This is a genomic window from Olivibacter sp. EAT-5 (assembly GCF_044784325.1).
Classification (GTDB): domain Bacteria; phylum Bacteroidota; class Bacteroidia; order Sphingobacteriales; family Sphingobacteriaceae; genus Olivibacter; species Olivibacter oleidegradans.
This window is the reverse complement of record NZ_CP173028.1, coordinates 1,053,792-1,070,325: the sequence shown is the minus strand read 5'-3', so window position 1 is coordinate 1,070,325 and position 16,534 is coordinate 1,053,792. Positions and strand designations below refer to the sequence as shown.

General features: G+C 42.2%; 16 protein-coding genes. 11 read left to right on the top strand and 5 right to left on the bottom strand.

Annotated elements, in window-relative coordinates:
- Window positions 1-10 precede the first annotated feature (10 nt).
- The gene (locus ACH11B_RS04330) at window positions 11-553 is read right to left on the bottom strand and encodes a helix-turn-helix domain-containing protein (RefSeq protein ID WP_377611792.1); all 543 of its coding nucleotides are present in this window, start codon (window positions 551-553) and stop codon (window positions 11-13) included.
- Window positions 554-1,253: 700 nt separating this feature from the next.
- Between ACH11B_RS04330 and ACH11B_RS04325 the strand changes: the two genes are divergently transcribed.
- Genes ACH11B_RS04325 through ACH11B_RS04315 form a run of 3 tightly spaced genes read left to right on the top strand, consistent with a single transcriptional unit; the run spans window position 1,254 to window position 8,795 of the window.
- Window positions 1,254-6,086 (top strand): SusC/RagA family TonB-linked outer membrane protein, encoded by a 4,833-nt coding sequence (locus tag ACH11B_RS04325; RefSeq protein ID WP_377611790.1) that lies wholly within the window; start codon window positions 1,254-1,256, stop codon window positions 6,084-6,086.
- 11 nt (window positions 6,087-6,097) lie between these two features.
- Window positions 6,098-7,465 carry a RagB/SusD family nutrient uptake outer membrane protein gene (locus ACH11B_RS04320; protein WP_377611788.1) on the top strand — a complete coding sequence of 456 codons (1,368 nt, stop codon included), beginning with the start codon at window positions 6,098-6,100 and terminating at the stop codon, window positions 7,463-7,465.
- A 1-nt stretch (window position 7,466) separates the two neighbouring features.
- Window positions 7,467-8,795, top strand: a complete 1,329-nt coding sequence (locus ACH11B_RS04315; RefSeq protein ID WP_377611786.1) for a TlpA family protein disulfide reductase — start codon at window positions 7,467-7,469, stop codon at window positions 8,793-8,795.
- A 32-nt stretch (window positions 8,796-8,827) separates the two neighbouring features.
- On the opposite strand, the gene ACH11B_RS04310 is transcribed toward ACH11B_RS04315, so the two are convergent.
- The gene (locus ACH11B_RS04310) at window positions 8,828-9,082 is read right to left on the bottom strand and encodes a hypothetical protein (RefSeq protein WP_377611784.1); all 255 of its coding nucleotides are present in this window, start codon (window positions 9,080-9,082) and stop codon (window positions 8,828-8,830) included.
- Between the two features lie 38 nt (window positions 9,083-9,120).
- Window positions 9,121-9,609, bottom strand: coding sequence for a MauE/DoxX family redox-associated membrane protein (locus ACH11B_RS04305; protein WP_377611782.1), 489 nt, complete (start codon window positions 9,607-9,609; stop codon window positions 9,121-9,123).
- Between ACH11B_RS04305 and ACH11B_RS04300 the strand changes: the two genes are divergently transcribed.
- Entirely contained in the window at window positions 9,584-9,790 is a 207-nt protein-coding gene (locus tag ACH11B_RS04300; protein ID WP_377611780.1) for a hypothetical protein, read from the top strand. The two genes, ACH11B_RS04305 and ACH11B_RS04300, sit on opposite strands and share 26 nt — an antisense overlap.
- A gap of 51 nt (window positions 9,791-9,841) precedes the next feature.
- Here the strand turns inward: ACH11B_RS04300 and ACH11B_RS04295 are convergent, their stop codons facing one another.
- Window positions 9,842-10,414 carry a Crp/Fnr family transcriptional regulator gene (locus ACH11B_RS04295; protein WP_377611778.1) on the bottom strand — a complete coding sequence of 191 codons (573 nt, stop codon included), beginning with the start codon at window positions 10,412-10,414 and terminating at the stop codon, window positions 9,842-9,844.
- Window positions 10,415-10,708: 294 nt separating this feature from the next.
- Between ACH11B_RS04295 and ACH11B_RS04290 the strand changes: the two genes are divergently transcribed.
- The 4 genes from ACH11B_RS04290 (at window position 10,709) to ACH11B_RS04275 (ending at window position 13,729) form a co-directional block, all read left to right on the top strand.
- Window positions 10,709-10,849, top strand: a complete 141-nt coding sequence (locus ACH11B_RS04290) for a hypothetical protein (protein WP_377611776.1) — start codon at window positions 10,709-10,711, stop codon at window positions 10,847-10,849.
- Between the two features lie 74 nt (window positions 10,850-10,923).
- Window positions 10,924-11,850, top strand: coding sequence for a hypothetical protein (locus ACH11B_RS04285; RefSeq protein ID WP_377611774.1), 927 nt, complete (start codon window positions 10,924-10,926; stop codon window positions 11,848-11,850).
- Window positions 11,851-11,923: 73 nt separating this feature from the next.
- A complete protein-coding gene (locus ACH11B_RS04280) occupies window positions 11,924-13,000 on the top strand; it encodes a histidine kinase (protein WP_377611772.1) in 1,077 nt (358 codons plus the stop codon).
- Window positions 13,001-13,729: a LytR/AlgR family response regulator transcription factor gene (locus tag ACH11B_RS04275; RefSeq protein ID WP_377611770.1), complete on the top strand. Its 729-nt coding sequence runs from the start codon at window positions 13,001-13,003 to the stop codon at window positions 13,727-13,729.
- A 5-nt stretch (window positions 13,730-13,734) separates the two neighbouring features.
- On the opposite strand, the gene ACH11B_RS04270 is transcribed toward ACH11B_RS04275, so the two are convergent.
- On the bottom strand, window positions 13,735-13,971 hold the full coding sequence (locus ACH11B_RS04270) for a hypothetical protein (RefSeq protein WP_377611768.1): 237 nt from the start codon (window positions 13,969-13,971) through the stop codon (window positions 13,735-13,737).
- A 294-nt stretch (window positions 13,972-14,265) separates the two neighbouring features.
- On the opposite strand from ACH11B_RS04270, the gene ACH11B_RS04265 reads away from it, so the two are divergent.
- The 3 genes from ACH11B_RS04265 (at window position 14,266) to ACH11B_RS04255 (ending at window position 16,271) form a co-directional block, all read left to right on the top strand.
- The gene (locus ACH11B_RS04265) at window positions 14,266-14,553 is read left to right on the top strand and encodes a helix-turn-helix transcriptional regulator (protein WP_377611766.1); all 288 of its coding nucleotides are present in this window, start codon (window positions 14,266-14,268) and stop codon (window positions 14,551-14,553) included.
- 632 nt (window positions 14,554-15,185) lie between these two features.
- Complete coding sequence (locus tag ACH11B_RS04260) at window positions 15,186-15,827, top strand: DUF6266 family protein (protein ID WP_377611764.1); 642 nt, start codon at window positions 15,186-15,188, stop codon at window positions 15,825-15,827.
- A 90-nt stretch (window positions 15,828-15,917) separates the two neighbouring features.
- Window positions 15,918-16,271: a hypothetical protein gene (locus tag ACH11B_RS04255; RefSeq protein WP_377611762.1), complete on the top strand. Its 354-nt coding sequence runs from the start codon at window positions 15,918-15,920 to the stop codon at window positions 16,269-16,271.
- The last annotated feature ends 263 nt before the right edge of the window (window positions 16,272-16,534 follow it).

Here is a 16,534-nt window from a genome sequence, read left to right as displayed (position 1 = left end):
AAACAAAGTGTCATATCTCTTTAGTTACGGATTTATATACATTATTTTTCCGGTCAGCTTTCCTTTTAATTAGAATGCCTTCTTCCTTTTTACACCAGTTCAAAAGAACACCGGAAATTTCAGCGCTGAGAGTTTTGGAATCTTGAACTTCCCCTTTTTCAAGTAATCTGTCCTTTACTTCTTTCACTCCTTTTTCATCTATAAAGAATTTTTCTTTAACTAATAAAACTCGCAGTTTTCTCGTCAAAAACACGCGATCCTGTTTTTCTTTCGACAAACTGTTCTTTGCGCCAAGTTCTATCTCGATTTCAAAAAGAGATCGTAATTCATACTCTAATGTCTTCGCGTATTCGATGTAATAGTCAATATTAGTTGTCTTGCCCTTTTCAATGCTCAAACAAGTATTCACTGGGATACCGCTCATTTCTTCCATATCACTGAGAGAATACCCTAAGTCCAATCGCTTTGTTTTCAGTTTATTACCTAAAATTTGCCGATATATAGGTGATCTTATGATCTCATTCCTTGTTACTTTTTTATCTTCTGACCCCACTTTTGATTAAAATCTTACATTATTTGATTTATAATTTGCATCAAAAAGAATCTTTACCTATCTTTGCTTAAAGATTAGAAGTAACGATGCTCTTTTTGAGCGTTAAACGTAAATACAATTGAAGGCTTTGCCTTCAAACGAGTCTCCAATCTTTTCGATTTGACACCCCGAAAAGGAGACGACAAGCTGTTATCGCCTGCAAATTTCTATATTTGCAGGAATGGCCTTGTCGTGAAACTGCTATCGGGGTGTCAACGAAGAGACGTAGTGGATCGGCAAGGCCATTCTTGGTTTCTATCCATGACTCGTTGCAACCTGAAAATTATGAAGACGAGCTATTCACACAGCCAACAAAACCAACCAACTAAAAATCCCGCAAGCTATTCTTGCCAAGCACCTCGCGCGCTTGCAAAGTCACTTCAAAATCCAATAATTCTAATTATTACTGCCCCGACCTAAGCGCGTAAACTCCTTTCTTATTTTCGACTTGATGGACTATTTATATAGCCCAAAAGGGTGGATTATATCTGAAATTTTTTAACAAAAACACCTAAATCTAATTTAAAAAATGACGGTTTACGTTCATAAGGGCTGCCTATGTCTCAAAGATAGGCTTTATAGGCATACGTGCCAAATGATTTTGCTCACATTTGCACGTTTTATTAAAAATTCAACGGTTTTTAAATTATGTAGAAATTGTTTGATTAAAACAGAGCCTATTGAAAATTCCAAATCTGATCGGCGACTTGCAGAAAAAGAGCCGCAGATTACAAGAAAACTACCTCAACTGGTAGGAAAATGGGTGCGACCTGCATCTGTTACAGCGCCAAATGCAGTAAAAATGACCCGAACGGTAGGAAAACTGGCGCGAACGACGTTTTTGGGCAGGCGCTCGCTAAGGCGTTTGTTAGTGATGAATATTACTTGTACCTTTTTTCCGCAAAAAGGTACCCAAAAACTCCTGGCTGCAAAATTTCTGTGTAAGTTACTGCAGCTACTTAGCTTGTGCTATCCGAAATTTTGGAGGTCAGTTATTAGCTGTCTAGCAGATATTCCTTCGAGACCTTTCCGTAGCATCTTCGGGAAAAGCTTCAATTTGACGCTGGGACAAACTGCAATATTCAGGGACGAACAACCTATTTGTAGTACTGTTTTGGGACGAACAACTGTTAACAGGGACAAACAACAAGGTGATAGCTCTGTAATAGAAAGTTTTAACTACCCAAATAACAAAGGACGAACCCTAGGGTTTTTCTCACGAAGGGAGTTAATTTTCCTGCGAACCTTTGGAAAGCCAGTCTTCCTAAAACCGGGACGAAATACAATATGTAGGGACAAACAACCTATTTGCAGTACTGTTCTGGGACGAACAACCGTTAACAGGGACGAACTACGTTTTTGGGCTAGCGCATCAAATGATAAGCGACTTGCAGAAAAAGCGCCGCGGAATGCAAGAAAACTACCGCAACTGGTAGGAAAAGGGGGGCGACCTGCATCCGACGAAAGGCGAGATGCAGCGAATGCTATGCCAAAAGCAGTCAATAGGGGGCGAAATGCAGGCACGGAGGGGCAAAATACAATTTGGCGGGGTCAAAATGCATCTTTATGCTTTTCGCTTTCAACCACTTTGTTCTGTGCTTTTCAGTATTTGTTGGGACGAACTGCAATATTAAGGGACGAACGACGCGATTTGGCTGGCGCGCGAGAGCAGTCCCTAATGATGAATGATGAATTATTAGTGATGAATATTACTTGTACCTTTCCCCGCGAAAGGTACCCAAAGCTCCTGGCTGCAAAATTTCTGTGTAAGTTACTGCGACTACTTAGCCTGAGCTATCCGACCATTCCGGTTTATCGGAATAGCTTTATCTCCATTGAAAATAAACACAACGATAAAAACTTTTGGAGGCCAGTTATTAGCCGTCGAACAGTTTTTCCCTTGAGACCTTGCCATGAAGGGTTCGGCAAAGCGAGGTGGTATGTGACGTACGTTACGCGAAATGCAGGTAAATTATGGCGAAATACAAAGAAGTTTAGGCGAAATGCACTTGCTCAATGGCGAGATGCAACGAAAGGTGTGCCAAATTCAGTCAATAGAGGGCGAAATACAATTTGGCGGGGGCGAAATGCATTTAACGGTGAGCGAAATGCAAAAAAAATATGGCGAAATGCAAAGAAATTTAGGCGAAATGCATCTGCTTTAACGCGAGGTGCTATACCTTCGAGAGATAGGTTTTTTGGCTTGTTGTGTAAGTGGGCCTTGCGCACCCTTAAACCCTACACCATATACCTTACAGCCTTAAACGTCTTGTTCTGTGTTTGTTTGGCACACGCCCGGCAGTCCTCCTCCCCGGAGGCTGCCCACGGCGTGGCTTTGCAAAGTGATTACTTTGTAACGGGAAGGGTTATGGCTATAGGTACAGATGAGACACTTACGGGTGCAACCGTGCGAATTAAAGGGAGCACTATTTCTGTACGCACTGATGCAAATGGTTTATTTAGAATAAGTGCTAAAGAGGGGATGGGTGTACTTGTCATTAGCTTTCTCGGTTATAAAACACAAGAGGTGGACTTTCAAAGGGGCGAAGCGGAAGGCTTGACGATCCATTTGGAACCTAACGATAATCAGCTGGATGAGGTAGAGGTGAGCACGGGCTATCAGACCTTGCCCAAGGAACGGGCTACGGGCAGTTTTGTACAGGTCGATAAGGAACTGTTTAATCGGAGTGTAAGTACCGATGTTATCAGCCGATTGAAAGGTGTAACGCCATCATTGACCTTTGATGAAAGGGCAGGAGGAGAACCTAAGCTTAGTATACGGGGCAGGAGCACTATTTTCGCAAATGATCAGCCTTTAATCGTCGTGGATAATTTTCCTTACGAGGGTGATATCAATAACCTTAATCCAAATGATATTGAAAGCATCAGTATCCTGCGAGATGCAGCGGCTGCCTCTATATGGGGTGTCCGTGCAGGGAATGGTGTCATTGTAGTTACAACCAAACGAGGCAGAGAAAATCAACCCATTTCAATTGAATTTAATGCAAATACGACCTTAAGCGAGCAGCCCGATTTACACTATGAAAGGAGGTTGGGTGCAGCAGATTTCATCGGGATGGAGCGCTTTCTGTACGATAAAGGTTTTTTCAACAATGTTTTTAATAATAATATAAATCCATCTGCGCTAAGTCCCGTTGTCGAGTTGCTGAAGGCCAGCGATATGGGTTTGATCTCCGATGATGCTTTAAGAACGCAACTTAGCAGATTTGAACAATATGATGTGCTCAACGATCTCGGCGATTATTTTTATAGGCGCCAATTAAATCAACAATATGCGCTCAGCATTTCGGGCGGAGGTAACAAACATGATTTCCGTGTATCGGCCGGTTACGATCACAATGCCTTAACCTTGGAGGGTAATAATCGGCAACGCTATAATATCGGAGCACAGCATAACATTACGCCTTTCAAGAATTTCAGTATTACTACATCGCTGAATTATTCCGTACAACATCGCGAAAGCGATGATACCTACCAAGACATTCGCATCGGTTCTCGTACCATATATCCTTATGCTAGGCTTACAGATCATGAAGGCAATGCACTTGCTATACCCCGTCTTTATAGGGAGTCTTTTATAGAAAGTGAAAAGGAAAAGGGAGTTGATTGGAGTTTTTTTCCGCTAAATGAGATGGGCTATAGGGATAATCGCTCGAAACTTGCTAATGTACGATTCAACACTGGCCTTCACTATCAACTGATTGCCAGGCTAAATATAAGTTTAAAATATCAGCTAGAACAGCAAACCGATAATCTTCATGTTTTATGGAATGAAGAATCATATGCCATGCGCAGCCTCTACAATCAATATATTTTTAAAGATGTTAATGGAAATATAGAGAGTTATATTCCAAAAGGTGGGCTGTTGATAAAAGGCCAAAATTCCTTAAATGCGCAGAATATAAGAGGGCAGATTGCTTTTGAAAAGCTGATGGGAAACCACAATATCAACTTGCTTGCAGGTGCTGAAATTCGAGAGAATAAGCGGCAGGGGAACAACGTAAGGTATTATGGATATGATGTGCTGACTGGTACTTCGCTTCCCGTAAATCTCAATACACTGTACCCGCAGTATCCTTCGGGCGGTAATCGGGTAATACCTTCCGGAAATACCTACTTTGAAACAACTGATCGATTTAGATCATTTTTCTTCAACGGTGCTTATAGCTACAAGGAACGCTATACATTGTCATTAAGCGGAAGAGTGGATCAGTCAAATCTATTTGGGGTAAGAACCAATCAAAAGCGGGTTCCATTATGGTCTGTAGGTGGTAAATGGAATTTGCTGGAAGAGGAATTTTTTAATGTAAACGCTTTTTCAAAATTGAACCTGAGAACTACCTATGGCGTTAGTGGTAACCTTGATAATTCACTTACGGCTTTTACGACGGCTAGTTTGGCAACTGATAATTATACCGGACAACAGGCTGCTACGATAACAAATCCGGCCAATCCGTCACTCCGATGGGAGAAAATAAGCACCTTAAATTTCGCCGTGGATTATGGTCTGTTGAAAGATCGGATAAATGGTAGTGTAGAATATTATAAGAGACGCGGAACGGATCTGATCGGGAATGGCCCATTGGACCCCACCAATGGATGGGTAAATTATAGAGGCAATGTGGCCGACATGGTAGGTGAGGGCTGGGACATCGAGATAAATGCGCTTTTGATTAAGAAATCGTGGCAATGGAGCAGTGCGTTGATCTTCAGTTATGTGAAAGATAAGGTGACAAAGTATAACCTGAATCCCACTAGAAGTTATTTTTTTATCGATGCAAGTTTAACGGGTAATCCTTTCCAAATAAACCCTATTGTAGGAAAGCCGGTTTACGGTGTTTACAGTTATGCCTGGGCGGGCCTTGATCCGGAAACCGGTGCTCCAAGGGGATATCTGAACGGTGAGGTGTCGCAAAACTACAGTGCCATGTTAACTGCTGCCGATGAGCAAAGTCTTATTTACAATGGTCGCGCACAACCGGCATATTTTGGTGCATTCCGTAATACCTTTTCGTATAAAAGTTGGAATTTATCAGCAAACATCATGTACAAGCTGGGTTATGTCTTCAGACGGCAGTCCATCAACTATAACATGGCTTTCCAATCTTATGTGACGCATGTAGATTATACCAAAAGATGGCAGCGTCCGGGAGATGAGTTTTACACTGATGTTCCTGCTATGATTTATCCGGCCAATACCTTACGGGATAATTTCTACGCCAATTCGGAGGTTTTGATAGAGAAAGGTGATCATATACGGTTACAGGATATTCAGCTCAGTTATGATCTGAACACGAAACTGAAGGGAATCAGAAAGCTTCAACTTTACCTATATGCCAATAACCTGGGGATTATTTGGCGGGCGAATAAACAGGGGCTCGATCCGGATATTAGTGCAGTACCGCTCAGCGGTACGCCACTTATCTATCCAAACCCGCGGAGTTATTCCTTGGGATGCAAAATCATTTTTTAACAGATCAGATTATGAAAAAAAATACTATAACACACGGCTTTGCACTATTGCTGATTGCCCTGATAGGACTATCTGCTTGTTCGAAAGATTGGTTGGAGGTGAAACGCGAGTTAAGCATCGTTGTACCCACCACCTTAAAGGACATGCGGTGGCTCTTAAATAATAATAGTGTGTTCGGTGTGGATCATATCGGTGCCATGATAGGAAGTGAAGATACTTATTACTTAACGCAACAGGATTATAATAATGCTGCCCTTGTTGTAAGGGATGTCTATACTTGGGAACGAGATGTTTTTAGGGGCATAGTTGACCCAGAGGAATGGAACGGGTCTTATAAACAGATTTTCTATGCCAACACCATTTTAGAAGGCCTGGAACGTATAGCCGTGAATGAGCGAAACGAGATGGAATGGCGCGATATCAAAGGCAGTGCGTTGTTTTTTCGTGCAAAAGCCTTTTTTAATTTGGCGCAGCTATTTGCTGTACCGTATGCTGAATTGAATGATGAAACGCCCGGGATTCCTTTAAAGTTTTCATCGAACGTTGATGATGTAACAATAAGGGCATCCCTTGTGCAGACCTACGAGCAGATTATTTCAGATTTTAAACAAAGTGCTTCTCTTTTAAAGGGGCAGCCGATAAGGAAGACGGACGCTTCTAAAGCTGCGGCATATGGTTTGTTGGCACGGTGTTACGCAGCGATGGATAATTATACAAATGCACTGTTATATGCTGATTCCTGTCTGGCTTATAATACCACGCAAATGGTATATGAAAGGCTTGATGTTACACAACGCTATCCATTTGCAGCCATGAACGATGAAGTGATCTTTCAGTCAAAGGCTTCTCCACAATATGTTGGAAATACGGCCTTGCGAATTGATACTTTGCTTTATGGTCAATATGATGATGAAGATCGTCGTAAAGAACTGTTTTTCCAGCGAAATAATGATGGATCACTGGGTTTCAGGGGAAGTTATTATGGTGATTTTAATCTGTTTTCGGGCATCGCAGTAGATGAAATGCTTCTTACTAAAGCAGAATGTTTGGTTCGAACAGATCGGATAGAAGAGGCCCAAGCTGTTTTAAACACATTTCTGGAAAATAAATATCGGAACGGAACATTCGTGCCCATCGTGATGAATGATAGGGATTCTGCTTTACTGTTTGTACTAGCTGAACGGCAAAAACAGTTGTTGTTACGGGGGCTCAGGTGGCAGGATTTACGGAGGCTGAATAAAGATGTGAAAACCCAATCTACCCTCAGAAGAGTGGTCGGCGATCAGCAATACACACTACCCCCTAATGATGCCCGATACACTTTTCCCATTCCCACTAAAATAATTGAATTAACAGGTATTGAACAAAATAAACGATAATATGAATTTGCCGAATAGGGTAATACGATTGATAACTTGTGTTTTAATCTTAGAGACGAGTGTTTCAATAGGACAGGAATTTACGCCGATAGCGGAAACCAAAACCAACGATACGTTTTTTAGTGAGGGCGATACACTGTCAAGAGAACTTAGGGAAGAACTTAAGCCCTACCTTGGAAAACCGATTATATTGGATTTTTGGGCAACTTATTGCGGTGCTTGCATAAATGCCTTTCCGCACTTAGATGAACTCCAAAAGCAGTTTAACGATAGAGCCCAAATAATACTGGTTACTAACCAAAGCAGAGAAACTATCGAAAACTTTGCGAAACGAAATAAAAAGTATCGAACTCTGTCACTGCCGACTGTGGTATCACAAAAGTTATGGAACAGCTTTTCTTTTCGAACCATTCCTTTACATGTATGGATAACAGCAGATGGAAGGGTTGAGCATGTCACTGGCGGCTGGAATCTGAATGCCGAGCGACTAGAGGATTTCATAAATGGAAAAAAATTAAATCTAACAACACTTGTGCAAAACCGCGACTTTGATAAGACAGCGGACTTGTGGCTCGAAGGCAATGGTCGACAAAATAAATACATGCAATATTATTCTTTCTTTATGGGATACGTGCCGGACGCGGGAGGTAGAACAAGCGTGGTAAAAGATAAAAACACTGGCATTTTACAGAAGATTAAAATTTGGAATGGCACCCTCATTAATATGTTTGCAATTGCTTATGGGGAAACGACCATCAATAATCCATTTAAACGTTATAACCGGGTAATCATAGAAGCTCAAAATAAGAATCGGTTTATGATGCCTTCTGATAAGACTGAATACGATCAATGGCTTTCCAATAATGCCTTTTGTTATGAGCTATACGTGCCAAAAGAAAAGTCCGCTGAAATTTTCGATTTTATGCGAATGGATCTTGAACGCTATTTTGATCTAACGGCATCAATAGAACAGCGGGAGGAACCTTGTTTTGTCTTAATGAATTTATTAAATAATATGGAAAAGATACGTACAAAAGGAGGGAAGCCCAGTGCCTATTTCAGAAAAGAGAATACTATAAATATACAGAATAGGTTAATGTATGTGTTTATGGAAGAATTACAAGATGAACTCGCCACATTTTCATCGTTGCCCTTAATAAACGAAACGGGATTTGATGGCCTGTTAGATATTGACTTTACCCGGCGTCCGAAAGATCTAAAGACGATAAATAAGGAGTTGGAAAAATATGGACTACAGCTGAAAGAGACGGTAAGAAAGATAGAAATGCTGGTGATCAGAGACAAAGATAAAAATCCATCCGAAGTGTGAAAACACGACGGATGGATAAATGGAAGAGACCTCTATTGGTTACGTTGTCCTTGCATTTCTGCGCCTGTTGGGCTAGAGAAGTCCGGTTGCCCAGATGCATCTGTGTGATACTCTAACGCACAGATTTCTTCCGGATTGAGCTGACAGTCCGGGTTGGACGTCGTATCATTACTTCCGTCTTGGTAAACCCAAATGGTCTCCTGTTGTACAGCTTTCGAGGCAGCTGTTGCGCCTAAGGTGAGTAAGAAAGCAGCTACTGCCGTCTTACTCCATCTGCTATTACGCATAATTTAGTATTTAGTAAAGGCCTTAATGGATGACGGGCTTAAGGCTTATCCCGAGTTGTTGCAACAAATATTTTTCTACGTATACGGTTACGTTTTCCTCGTGCCTGTGTGCCTGCTTTTTGCGGTTTACGGACAGTTCGATTTAGGTAGAAATAGATCGCCGAAAGAACCAAAAGAAAGATGTTGATATATAATTGTTGATGCCACGTGAACCGATCTGATAAACCTATACAGGAGCAGGGCACAAAGGGGGCGATGGTTAAAACCGCAATGATATAAATTGTAAAGGCAGCTATTACCAAAGTCGGGAATACCATGTCGGAAGGGTTGATAAGGAGTAGCATTATAGATAATATTAATAAGACTACTACGCTCTTTGATATGGCAATATCCATTCCCGGAAACATAAATGGAGAAAGCCCCAGTTGGGTTACAAATTTAGAATGGTCCCATATCTTATCTATTGCAGCGTAAACGAATACGATTACAAATACGATGCAAATGGATTTTTTTACTACTTCTTTCATTTTTTATTTCTCCTTTCTTTTTAACCAGCGGGCTGCCGATCCCCGCACTAACCTTACTGATCGGCAGCCGGCCGGTAATGGAACTGATGCCTACGGTCTGGCTCCGCTACTCCTCGTTTCCATCAAAAGCAAATTTAGTAAGGCGCGAAAGCGAAAAACTGTGCTGCTGGAACAGAAATAATTCAAAAAAAATTGTAGGGAATACATGACTGGATTGCAAAATGCTATGCCTTCAACCTTTAAGATGTCTTTTCAAACCCTGGTAATACCACCTATGGTTAATATCGAGCAAGTCACAGCATTCATCAACCTTCAAAATCGTTGCCCAACTATTTAGATCTTCTAAAGCCTTATACATCCGTTCAGCAGGAGGAAGCTTTAAGATTTTTACAAGGGCTTGAAAGTGTTTTAACTTTTGTTCTTTCATCACGTGAAGAAACTCGGCAAACGCTGGGTATCTATGCTGCGCCATGCGCAGTGCCGAGTATGGAAATTCTAATAGCTCACTGGACTGCAGAAATTTAAGCTGTAGGCCATGGGGCTGATAGCTAAAGGCATGTTTGCTTCCGGTGAAATATTGGTTCTTGACGCTTAACCACTGTAAAAATTCACCGCCTTCGCTGTCAATTTTGAAAGCGGCTAATGAGCCATCTAACATGAAACACCAATTGGTTTTGTATTCACCGGCAAGTAAGTAATAATCATGCCTGCCATAACTTCGTAACCGACAATTGGCGATTATAAATTGCTTCTCTTGTTCAGCTAGCATGCAATACTGTTCTGCATAAGTAAAAAATCTTTCCATAATAAAGTGCTTGGTTCCTGCGCGAGTTAGCTATTTGCTTGGTGGGATACAAATCGATGGGACGAACACCCCTGTTTACGTGACAAAGGCAGGGTTTTTCGAAACAAAACCTGTTTTTCTCAGAAATGCTCGTTTTGTCTCGTTTTTACTCGACTTAGTCACATGGTTTTGTGATACAAATGCCCATTTGAGAGTATTGCATCGTGATGATCACGTTTCCCCTTGGCCAAGGGTACAGGCGTAGGCCCGGCCTGCATAAACCGGGCGATTGATTAACCATTAAAAATTAAATTCATGGAAACGATGCAATTAAATCAAGAACGCAAATTGTGGAATCGCGACACGCACGCTAAACGAGGCGTCGCGCATTTATTGGGATTTATAGACAAGGATGAACCGGATGGTGATCGTAAATGTGATTTTGTAATCCTGTAGTCATGCAGAGCGGGGTGCCTCCCCGCTCTTCCATACCTAAATTAATTATCTACAACGAATGAATACTATATGTAATGAAAAGCTATTCACAATTACCCTATCTCGACGCGTTTGCTAAATTACGCGAGGAGGTTGGAAAACTCGATATCTTTGGCCGTAAGGACGTGTTGCGGCGTTTTATCAGCTTCAGTACTAATCTACAGTTTTTTTTACCAGCTATACCTTACGAAAGCCATGAGCAGTTGTTTAAAAAACTCTGTCTTCAGCAACACCTAAGCCATTTAGACCAAAATCATCCGCAGGCCTTACGGTATGTGGCTCCCGGCACCTTGGATGTATTACATGCTGAAGTGTTAAAGCCAACAGCAGGAATTATCTGTACCTATCATACGGGTTCTTACCGCTTGATCAATAAAATGTTGATGCAACAGGGCGTGCCTTTTTCTTTGCTGGTTGCGGGTGACGTGCTGGCGGAAGAGCAGGCAGACTATCTCCGTATTTTCCGGGAAACTGCAGCTGAACAAAACGGGGGTTGTTTTCACTTAATTAACGCGCAGCATCCGAAAGCTTTATTGCAATTATTAGGAGATTTAAAAAGGGGGCGAAAATTGGTGGTTTACCTGGATGGAAATTCGGGTACAGGCAACACCTTAACGGTTAAGAATGCTTGTGCCGTTCATTTTTTCGACAAATGCTTGCGCGTGCGGAAAGGAGTGGCTACGCTTGCATACTTAGCCAAATGTCCGATTTTTCCGTTGATCTGTAAACGTACCAACAATGCACAAATTGATTTTGATGTCCATCCGACGATTCATCCGCAGCTTGCTGCTAGCCGTGCGGAATTTGAGCAACAAACGGTACAGCGATTATATAAGTATTTGCAGGTGTACACGCGGGTAAGCCCGGGCGACTGGGAGGGCTGGTTGCATATACATCGCTACCTTGTTGAAGGTAATTCGATCGGTCGAGGGAACGACATAAGCCATCTTAAAATCTGGTAAATGCGTTTTTTTTCTTGCCTGCTCCACCTAGAATGGGTAAATTCAGCTTTTCTCAATTCAAAAACCTAGGCGTATGATGCTAAGATTACTAGACCAAACGGGCTATAAACGCTTTTTGCTTTATTTTATTCCCATTTTTTTGTATTGCTTTGCCTCTTACTGGCTGAATCGATTGATGATGCCCACCATCACCTTATGGTCGGTTTTGGGCTTTGAAATTGTTTTTATTGCCATTTGCGCGGGCTTCGCTTTTATTGTTAATCTGGCGCTGTCGCCCCGATGGTGGTACGTAGGGTGCTTGCTTTTGGTTTTATTCTCTTTTGTGGCCAGTGTTATGGCGTACCACTACATCTATGGCGTGATGCCTTTTTTGGGCATGTCGATTACCAAAGCAGAGGTGGACTTTAACCAGCGGGAGTTTGTACAGAATTGTATTCTAGGTTTGTTCAGAGCTTTTACCTATGGTGTACTTTATGTGGTGCTGCGAAGATTGAAGGAGGAATCAAAACAACGAATTGAAGAGCTTAAACAACGCTTGGAGGCAGAGCAGCTAGCGCGGAGATTGGAACAGGAACGGAATGATCACCTAATGAGTTTGCTTACTGCTGAAATGTACCCGCATTTTATTAAGAATGCACTGAATATGCTGGCGGGTATGGCACTCAGACATCATGATGACCGCATGCTTGAATCGGTGCTTGATCTCGAATCGCTATTGGATTACTCCAATGAGCGGATCAGGGATCTTAATCAATTGGTGAATGTAAACAAGGAGCTAAAGCGAGTACAGCGATTGATACGCTTGATTCGCCGACAGCTTGGTAAGGATGCGGCAGTGCTTTATGTTCGCAAAGGGATGGAGATGGCTTATCTGATTCCGCCCTTTGTGTTAATTACCATCGTGGAGAATGCCATGAAGTATGGGGAGATTTCGGAAACTAGTCCCTTGCGGATTAACGTAGCCTATTTGGAAGGCTCTTTTTTGTTTACTTGCTATAACCGGAAAAAGAAGGGAAGCCGAACGGTGTCCTCCTCCAAGATAGGGTTAAACAATATTACGCGTAGGCTGAATATGCTTTTGCGGGATCGCTTTGAACTGCACATACAGGACGAAGCCGACGACTATACTGTTTCACTCAAGTTGACCTAAATGACAGGCTTAAGGAAGATCCGTGTAGTGCTTGTTGACGATGCGCCGCAGGCGATTAACATGCTGCTCTTTTATCTGAAAAGGTTTGAGAATTTAGAGGTGGTGGAGACGTTCACCAGCGCGTTGGCTGCTTTGGAATGGCTGTTGGAGCATCAGGTTGACTTAATCTTCGCGGATATTGATATGCCGGAGCTTACCGGGATCGATTTAATGAAGGGGCTAATAAATCCGCCACGGGTGATTTACTGCACATCGCATCGAGAATTTGCTGTTGAAAGTTTTGAGACGCATCCGATAGATTATCTGATGAAACCCATTGCTTATGATCGTTTGCAGCAGGCCGTTACGTGGGCTATGGAATCGATTTTAGGGTTGAAGTTGGAACAGGTACAGGTGAAGGAGCCGTATCTCTTTGTGAAGGAGGTTGAATCAATGGCGGCAGTGCGTATAGACATCGATGATATTGTATACGTGCAGGCGGAAAAGAATATATGCCTTTTCAAGTTGTTGAATAGGGAAGTGAGAACCCGCAAAACGTTGAAGGAAATACGTGAACGCCTGGGAGATGAAAACTTTATGATGGCCGAGCGCTCTTTTCTGATTAATAAGCAACTGATTGTGAGAATTCAGGATAGCAAGATCATACTTCGTGGTTTGCAACATGGGATTCCAATCGGCCCGGATTATGCACCTGCAATCCGCGAGTTTGTGGACGCACGGCTTTGGTAAGCGGGCTAGCTGCTTAGGTTGAGTAAATAGAGAATCCGATGTTGTTGTAGGTATGCGTAAAACTCCTCACGATCGGCTTCGTCAAAAGAAGAAATGCGCAGCATACCTTGCGTGCCTAAAGTTAGGAGGTCTTTCAATGTCGAGATGTGTTGTTGCCGGCATTTCTGTAGAAATGGCTCGCTAAAACGGTGTTCTTCAAGTGGCTGTGAGATGAAATCTTCGGTTGATAATATCTTAGGCATGGTTAAAAAAATAGCGCGGGTTAAGCTTCATCTGGTATTCCCCGGCTTCTCACGGCCGACTGTACAAGAATCAGCTGGCCCCCACGCATACCGCGGGCGACCAGCATATTTGTCTTGTACAGTTTCAATAGTGTGAGAATTTGGGAAACCAAACCAAATAGCTGTCGCTAAATATTATATGTTAAAAAATCGTTCTATATCATTCTTTTTCTATTAATTTCCTTGTTTCAAAGGTAGCTATATTTCGTCTCGGAGGCAAGGGACTTTTTCAAACCTTTATTGTTACAACCTATTATGATTGCTAAAAAACTGGACTTACTGATTGACATATTAAGCCAACTGTTATCATTGGCGCAAAAGCTGGTGTCTTATGATAACGGCGGCCACAATGGAAAAATTCCAGACTCCATGCTCATGACGAAACAGGAGGTACTTGCTTATCTTAATATCAGTGATAGTACCTATAAAAGGCGCGTGAGGGAAGGCTTGTTAAAACCTATGCGTTTGGGTGGTGGGGATGTGTTCTATAAAGAGGATTTACAACAAGCACTCTGGGAGAGTAAAAGAAAGGGCAAGATTTAATCTTGCCCTTTCTTTTAAACGTGGCTGTTCCTATAATTGGCAGAAACTGCCATCAATATAATTTAGCGTTGCTTAAGGAGTTGCCACATAAGCAACGGGGCCGTTCCCGGTAAAGATCAAGCTTTTTAGATGTGTGACCTTTACTTACAGGCACTGACCGAAATCTGTTGGCATATAAGCCAAATAAGCGCACCGTTGTTGTCTTTATTTTCCATCGTACCTGCAAAGGTAATAACCCACTTCTTCCATTTGGCCATGCTAGTGTCGTTTTTCGTCCCTTTTTTCTTTGATGACTTTAGTATTGCCTTAGTTTTTGATTACCCTTCGCTTACCTTTTGTTTACCTTATAGTTACCCAAACTATACCCTTCCTTTACCTTGCGCTTACCCTTTGTTTACCCGGGAGGTAGCGTGGGGGGCTGCTTAAGGATAAGAGATGGTAACTAATCACTTTAACCGGCATAAAAGAACAATAGATCTGGGTCAAATAGGGTCAATGGAAATCAATGAGGGGCAAGATGGTTCAAAAATCGTTGCATTGCTCAGTGTGCTTTTATGTTTGAACCGTGGATGAAAAAATACCGGTATTGAAGCTCATCCTTAACAGAATGTTTCATTTTAATTTTTTCAATCATGGGAAGATATGTTAAAGGCGCCAATGGCGCATTCTCCGGAAAGGTAGGAAGTGTGGTAGGAAGCAGCTGGCGTAGCATCAATTACTTGCGTAGTTTGCCTAAGATCACTAAAAAGGGTGCTTCCGAAGCGCAAATTGCGCATCGCACGAAGTTTGCTATCAGCTCGCAATACCTGCGGCCTCTGAAGGACATCTTGAATATTGGTTTCAGCGATCAGCAACAGGCGAAAAGTTCGGGCTATAACATGGCAGTGCGTGCTTTCTTCAACAACGTTATTATAGGGGAGTACCCCGATTACGAGGTTGATTTTTCGAAGATGGAATTGAGTCGCGGTTCCATCAATCCGCTTCCAGGGTTAGGTTATGTAGAGGCTAATCCGGGTGAACTTTCCTTCACGTGGCAAACGGATACGAATAAGTATAATGCCTTTGCTGATGATGCGGTTTTGCTGGTGATTTACAATCAATCAAAACGGATGTACATGATCTATGATGAAGCGTCCAGAGCGGATGGCACTTTCAGTGTAGCGATTTCCATCAACTATTCGGGTGATGTGCTGCACGCTTGGGGCTTTGCTTTGCATCGCGATGGTAAGCTGGCTTCGACTAGTCAATACCTCGGAACGCTAACCGTTTCCTAGGGTGAAAATCGGGTAGGGCGGCTATTGCCGCCTTGCTTTTAACCCAATAACGAGTAACGAACAACCAATAACGAACAACGAGTAACGATTATGGAAAATTTTATCATCATTTATAGAAAATATCTTTTAACAACTCTTTTAATAGCCAGTATCTTGGCTTACATCGCTTATCAACCACTCATTCGTTTAGTGGATGTTACCGCAGCGCCTATTGACTATGGGGTGTTAAGTGCGATTTTAGTAGCTGCGGTAGCTGTATTAAGTTTTGTGCAGCTCTGCTTATGGGTGCTTCACAGGCATTGGCCTTTTTTAGGTGAATATGCCGCCGAGCATTTTGAACGCAACTTTAAATCGTTGCTCTCTTGGCAGAAGGTTGGTGTTTACTTGGGTTTCTTTTTGGCTTTGCTGTATGCTTTTGTAATAGCATTGGGAACGGTGCTGTAAAGTGAGTGTTGAATGAGGAGTGATGAATGATGAGTGTTGAGTGATGAGTGGCTTCCGATTGCTTCGTCCGTAAGCCTAGTCCTTATTTACTTTTTTTTCATTTGTGTTAATTCTTAAAGGTATTCAAGCTTTCTCTTTGCAAGAGAAGGTTCCATCAGCTGAAAAAAGTAACAAAAAAAGCCGCGGCTGTAAATTTTCCTTCGAACGTTGGTGCTATTACTTAGCCTGTGATAACCGGAATATTTAAGGCCGATATAAGCTTA

Coding starts and splice junctions, on each gene's coding strand:
- ACH11B_RS04320 (WP_377611788.1), top strand. CDS start 6,098: ATGAAAAAAAATACTATAACACACGGCTTTGCACTATTGCTGATTGCC.
- ACH11B_RS04315 (WP_377611786.1), top strand. CDS start 7,467: ATGAATTTGCCGAATAGGGTAATACGATTGATAACTTGTGTTTTAATC.
- ACH11B_RS04310 (WP_377611784.1), bottom strand. CDS start 9,082: ATGCGTAATAGCAGATGGAGTAAGACGGCAGTAGCTGCTTTCTTACTC.
- ACH11B_RS04300 (WP_377611780.1), top strand. CDS start 9,584: ATGGATTTTTTTACTACTTCTTTCATTTTTTATTTCTCCTTTCTTTTT.
- ACH11B_RS04305 (WP_377611782.1), bottom strand. CDS start 9,609: ATGAAAGAAGTAGTAAAAAAATCCATTTGCATCGTATTTGTAATCGTA.
- ACH11B_RS04295 (WP_377611778.1), bottom strand. CDS start 10,414: ATGGAAAGATTTTTTACTTATGCAGAACAGTATTGCATGCTAGCTGAA.
- ACH11B_RS04290 (WP_377611776.1), top strand. CDS start 10,709: ATGGAAACGATGCAATTAAATCAAGAACGCAAATTGTGGAATCGCGAC.
- ACH11B_RS04285 (WP_377611774.1), top strand. CDS start 10,924: ATGAAAAGCTATTCACAATTACCCTATCTCGACGCGTTTGCTAAATTA.
- ACH11B_RS04280 (WP_377611772.1), top strand. CDS start 11,924: ATGATGCTAAGATTACTAGACCAAACGGGCTATAAACGCTTTTTGCTT.
- ACH11B_RS04275 (WP_377611770.1), top strand. CDS start 13,001: ATGACAGGCTTAAGGAAGATCCGTGTAGTGCTTGTTGACGATGCGCCG.
- ACH11B_RS04270 (WP_377611768.1), bottom strand. CDS start 13,971: ATGCCTAAGATATTATCAACCGAAGATTTCATCTCACAGCCACTTGAA.
- ACH11B_RS04265 (WP_377611766.1), top strand. CDS start 14,266: ATGATTGCTAAAAAACTGGACTTACTGATTGACATATTAAGCCAACTG.
- ACH11B_RS04260 (WP_377611764.1), top strand. CDS start 15,186: ATGGGAAGATATGTTAAAGGCGCCAATGGCGCATTCTCCGGAAAGGTA.
- ACH11B_RS04255 (WP_377611762.1), top strand. CDS start 15,918: ATGGAAAATTTTATCATCATTTATAGAAAATATCTTTTAACAACTCTT.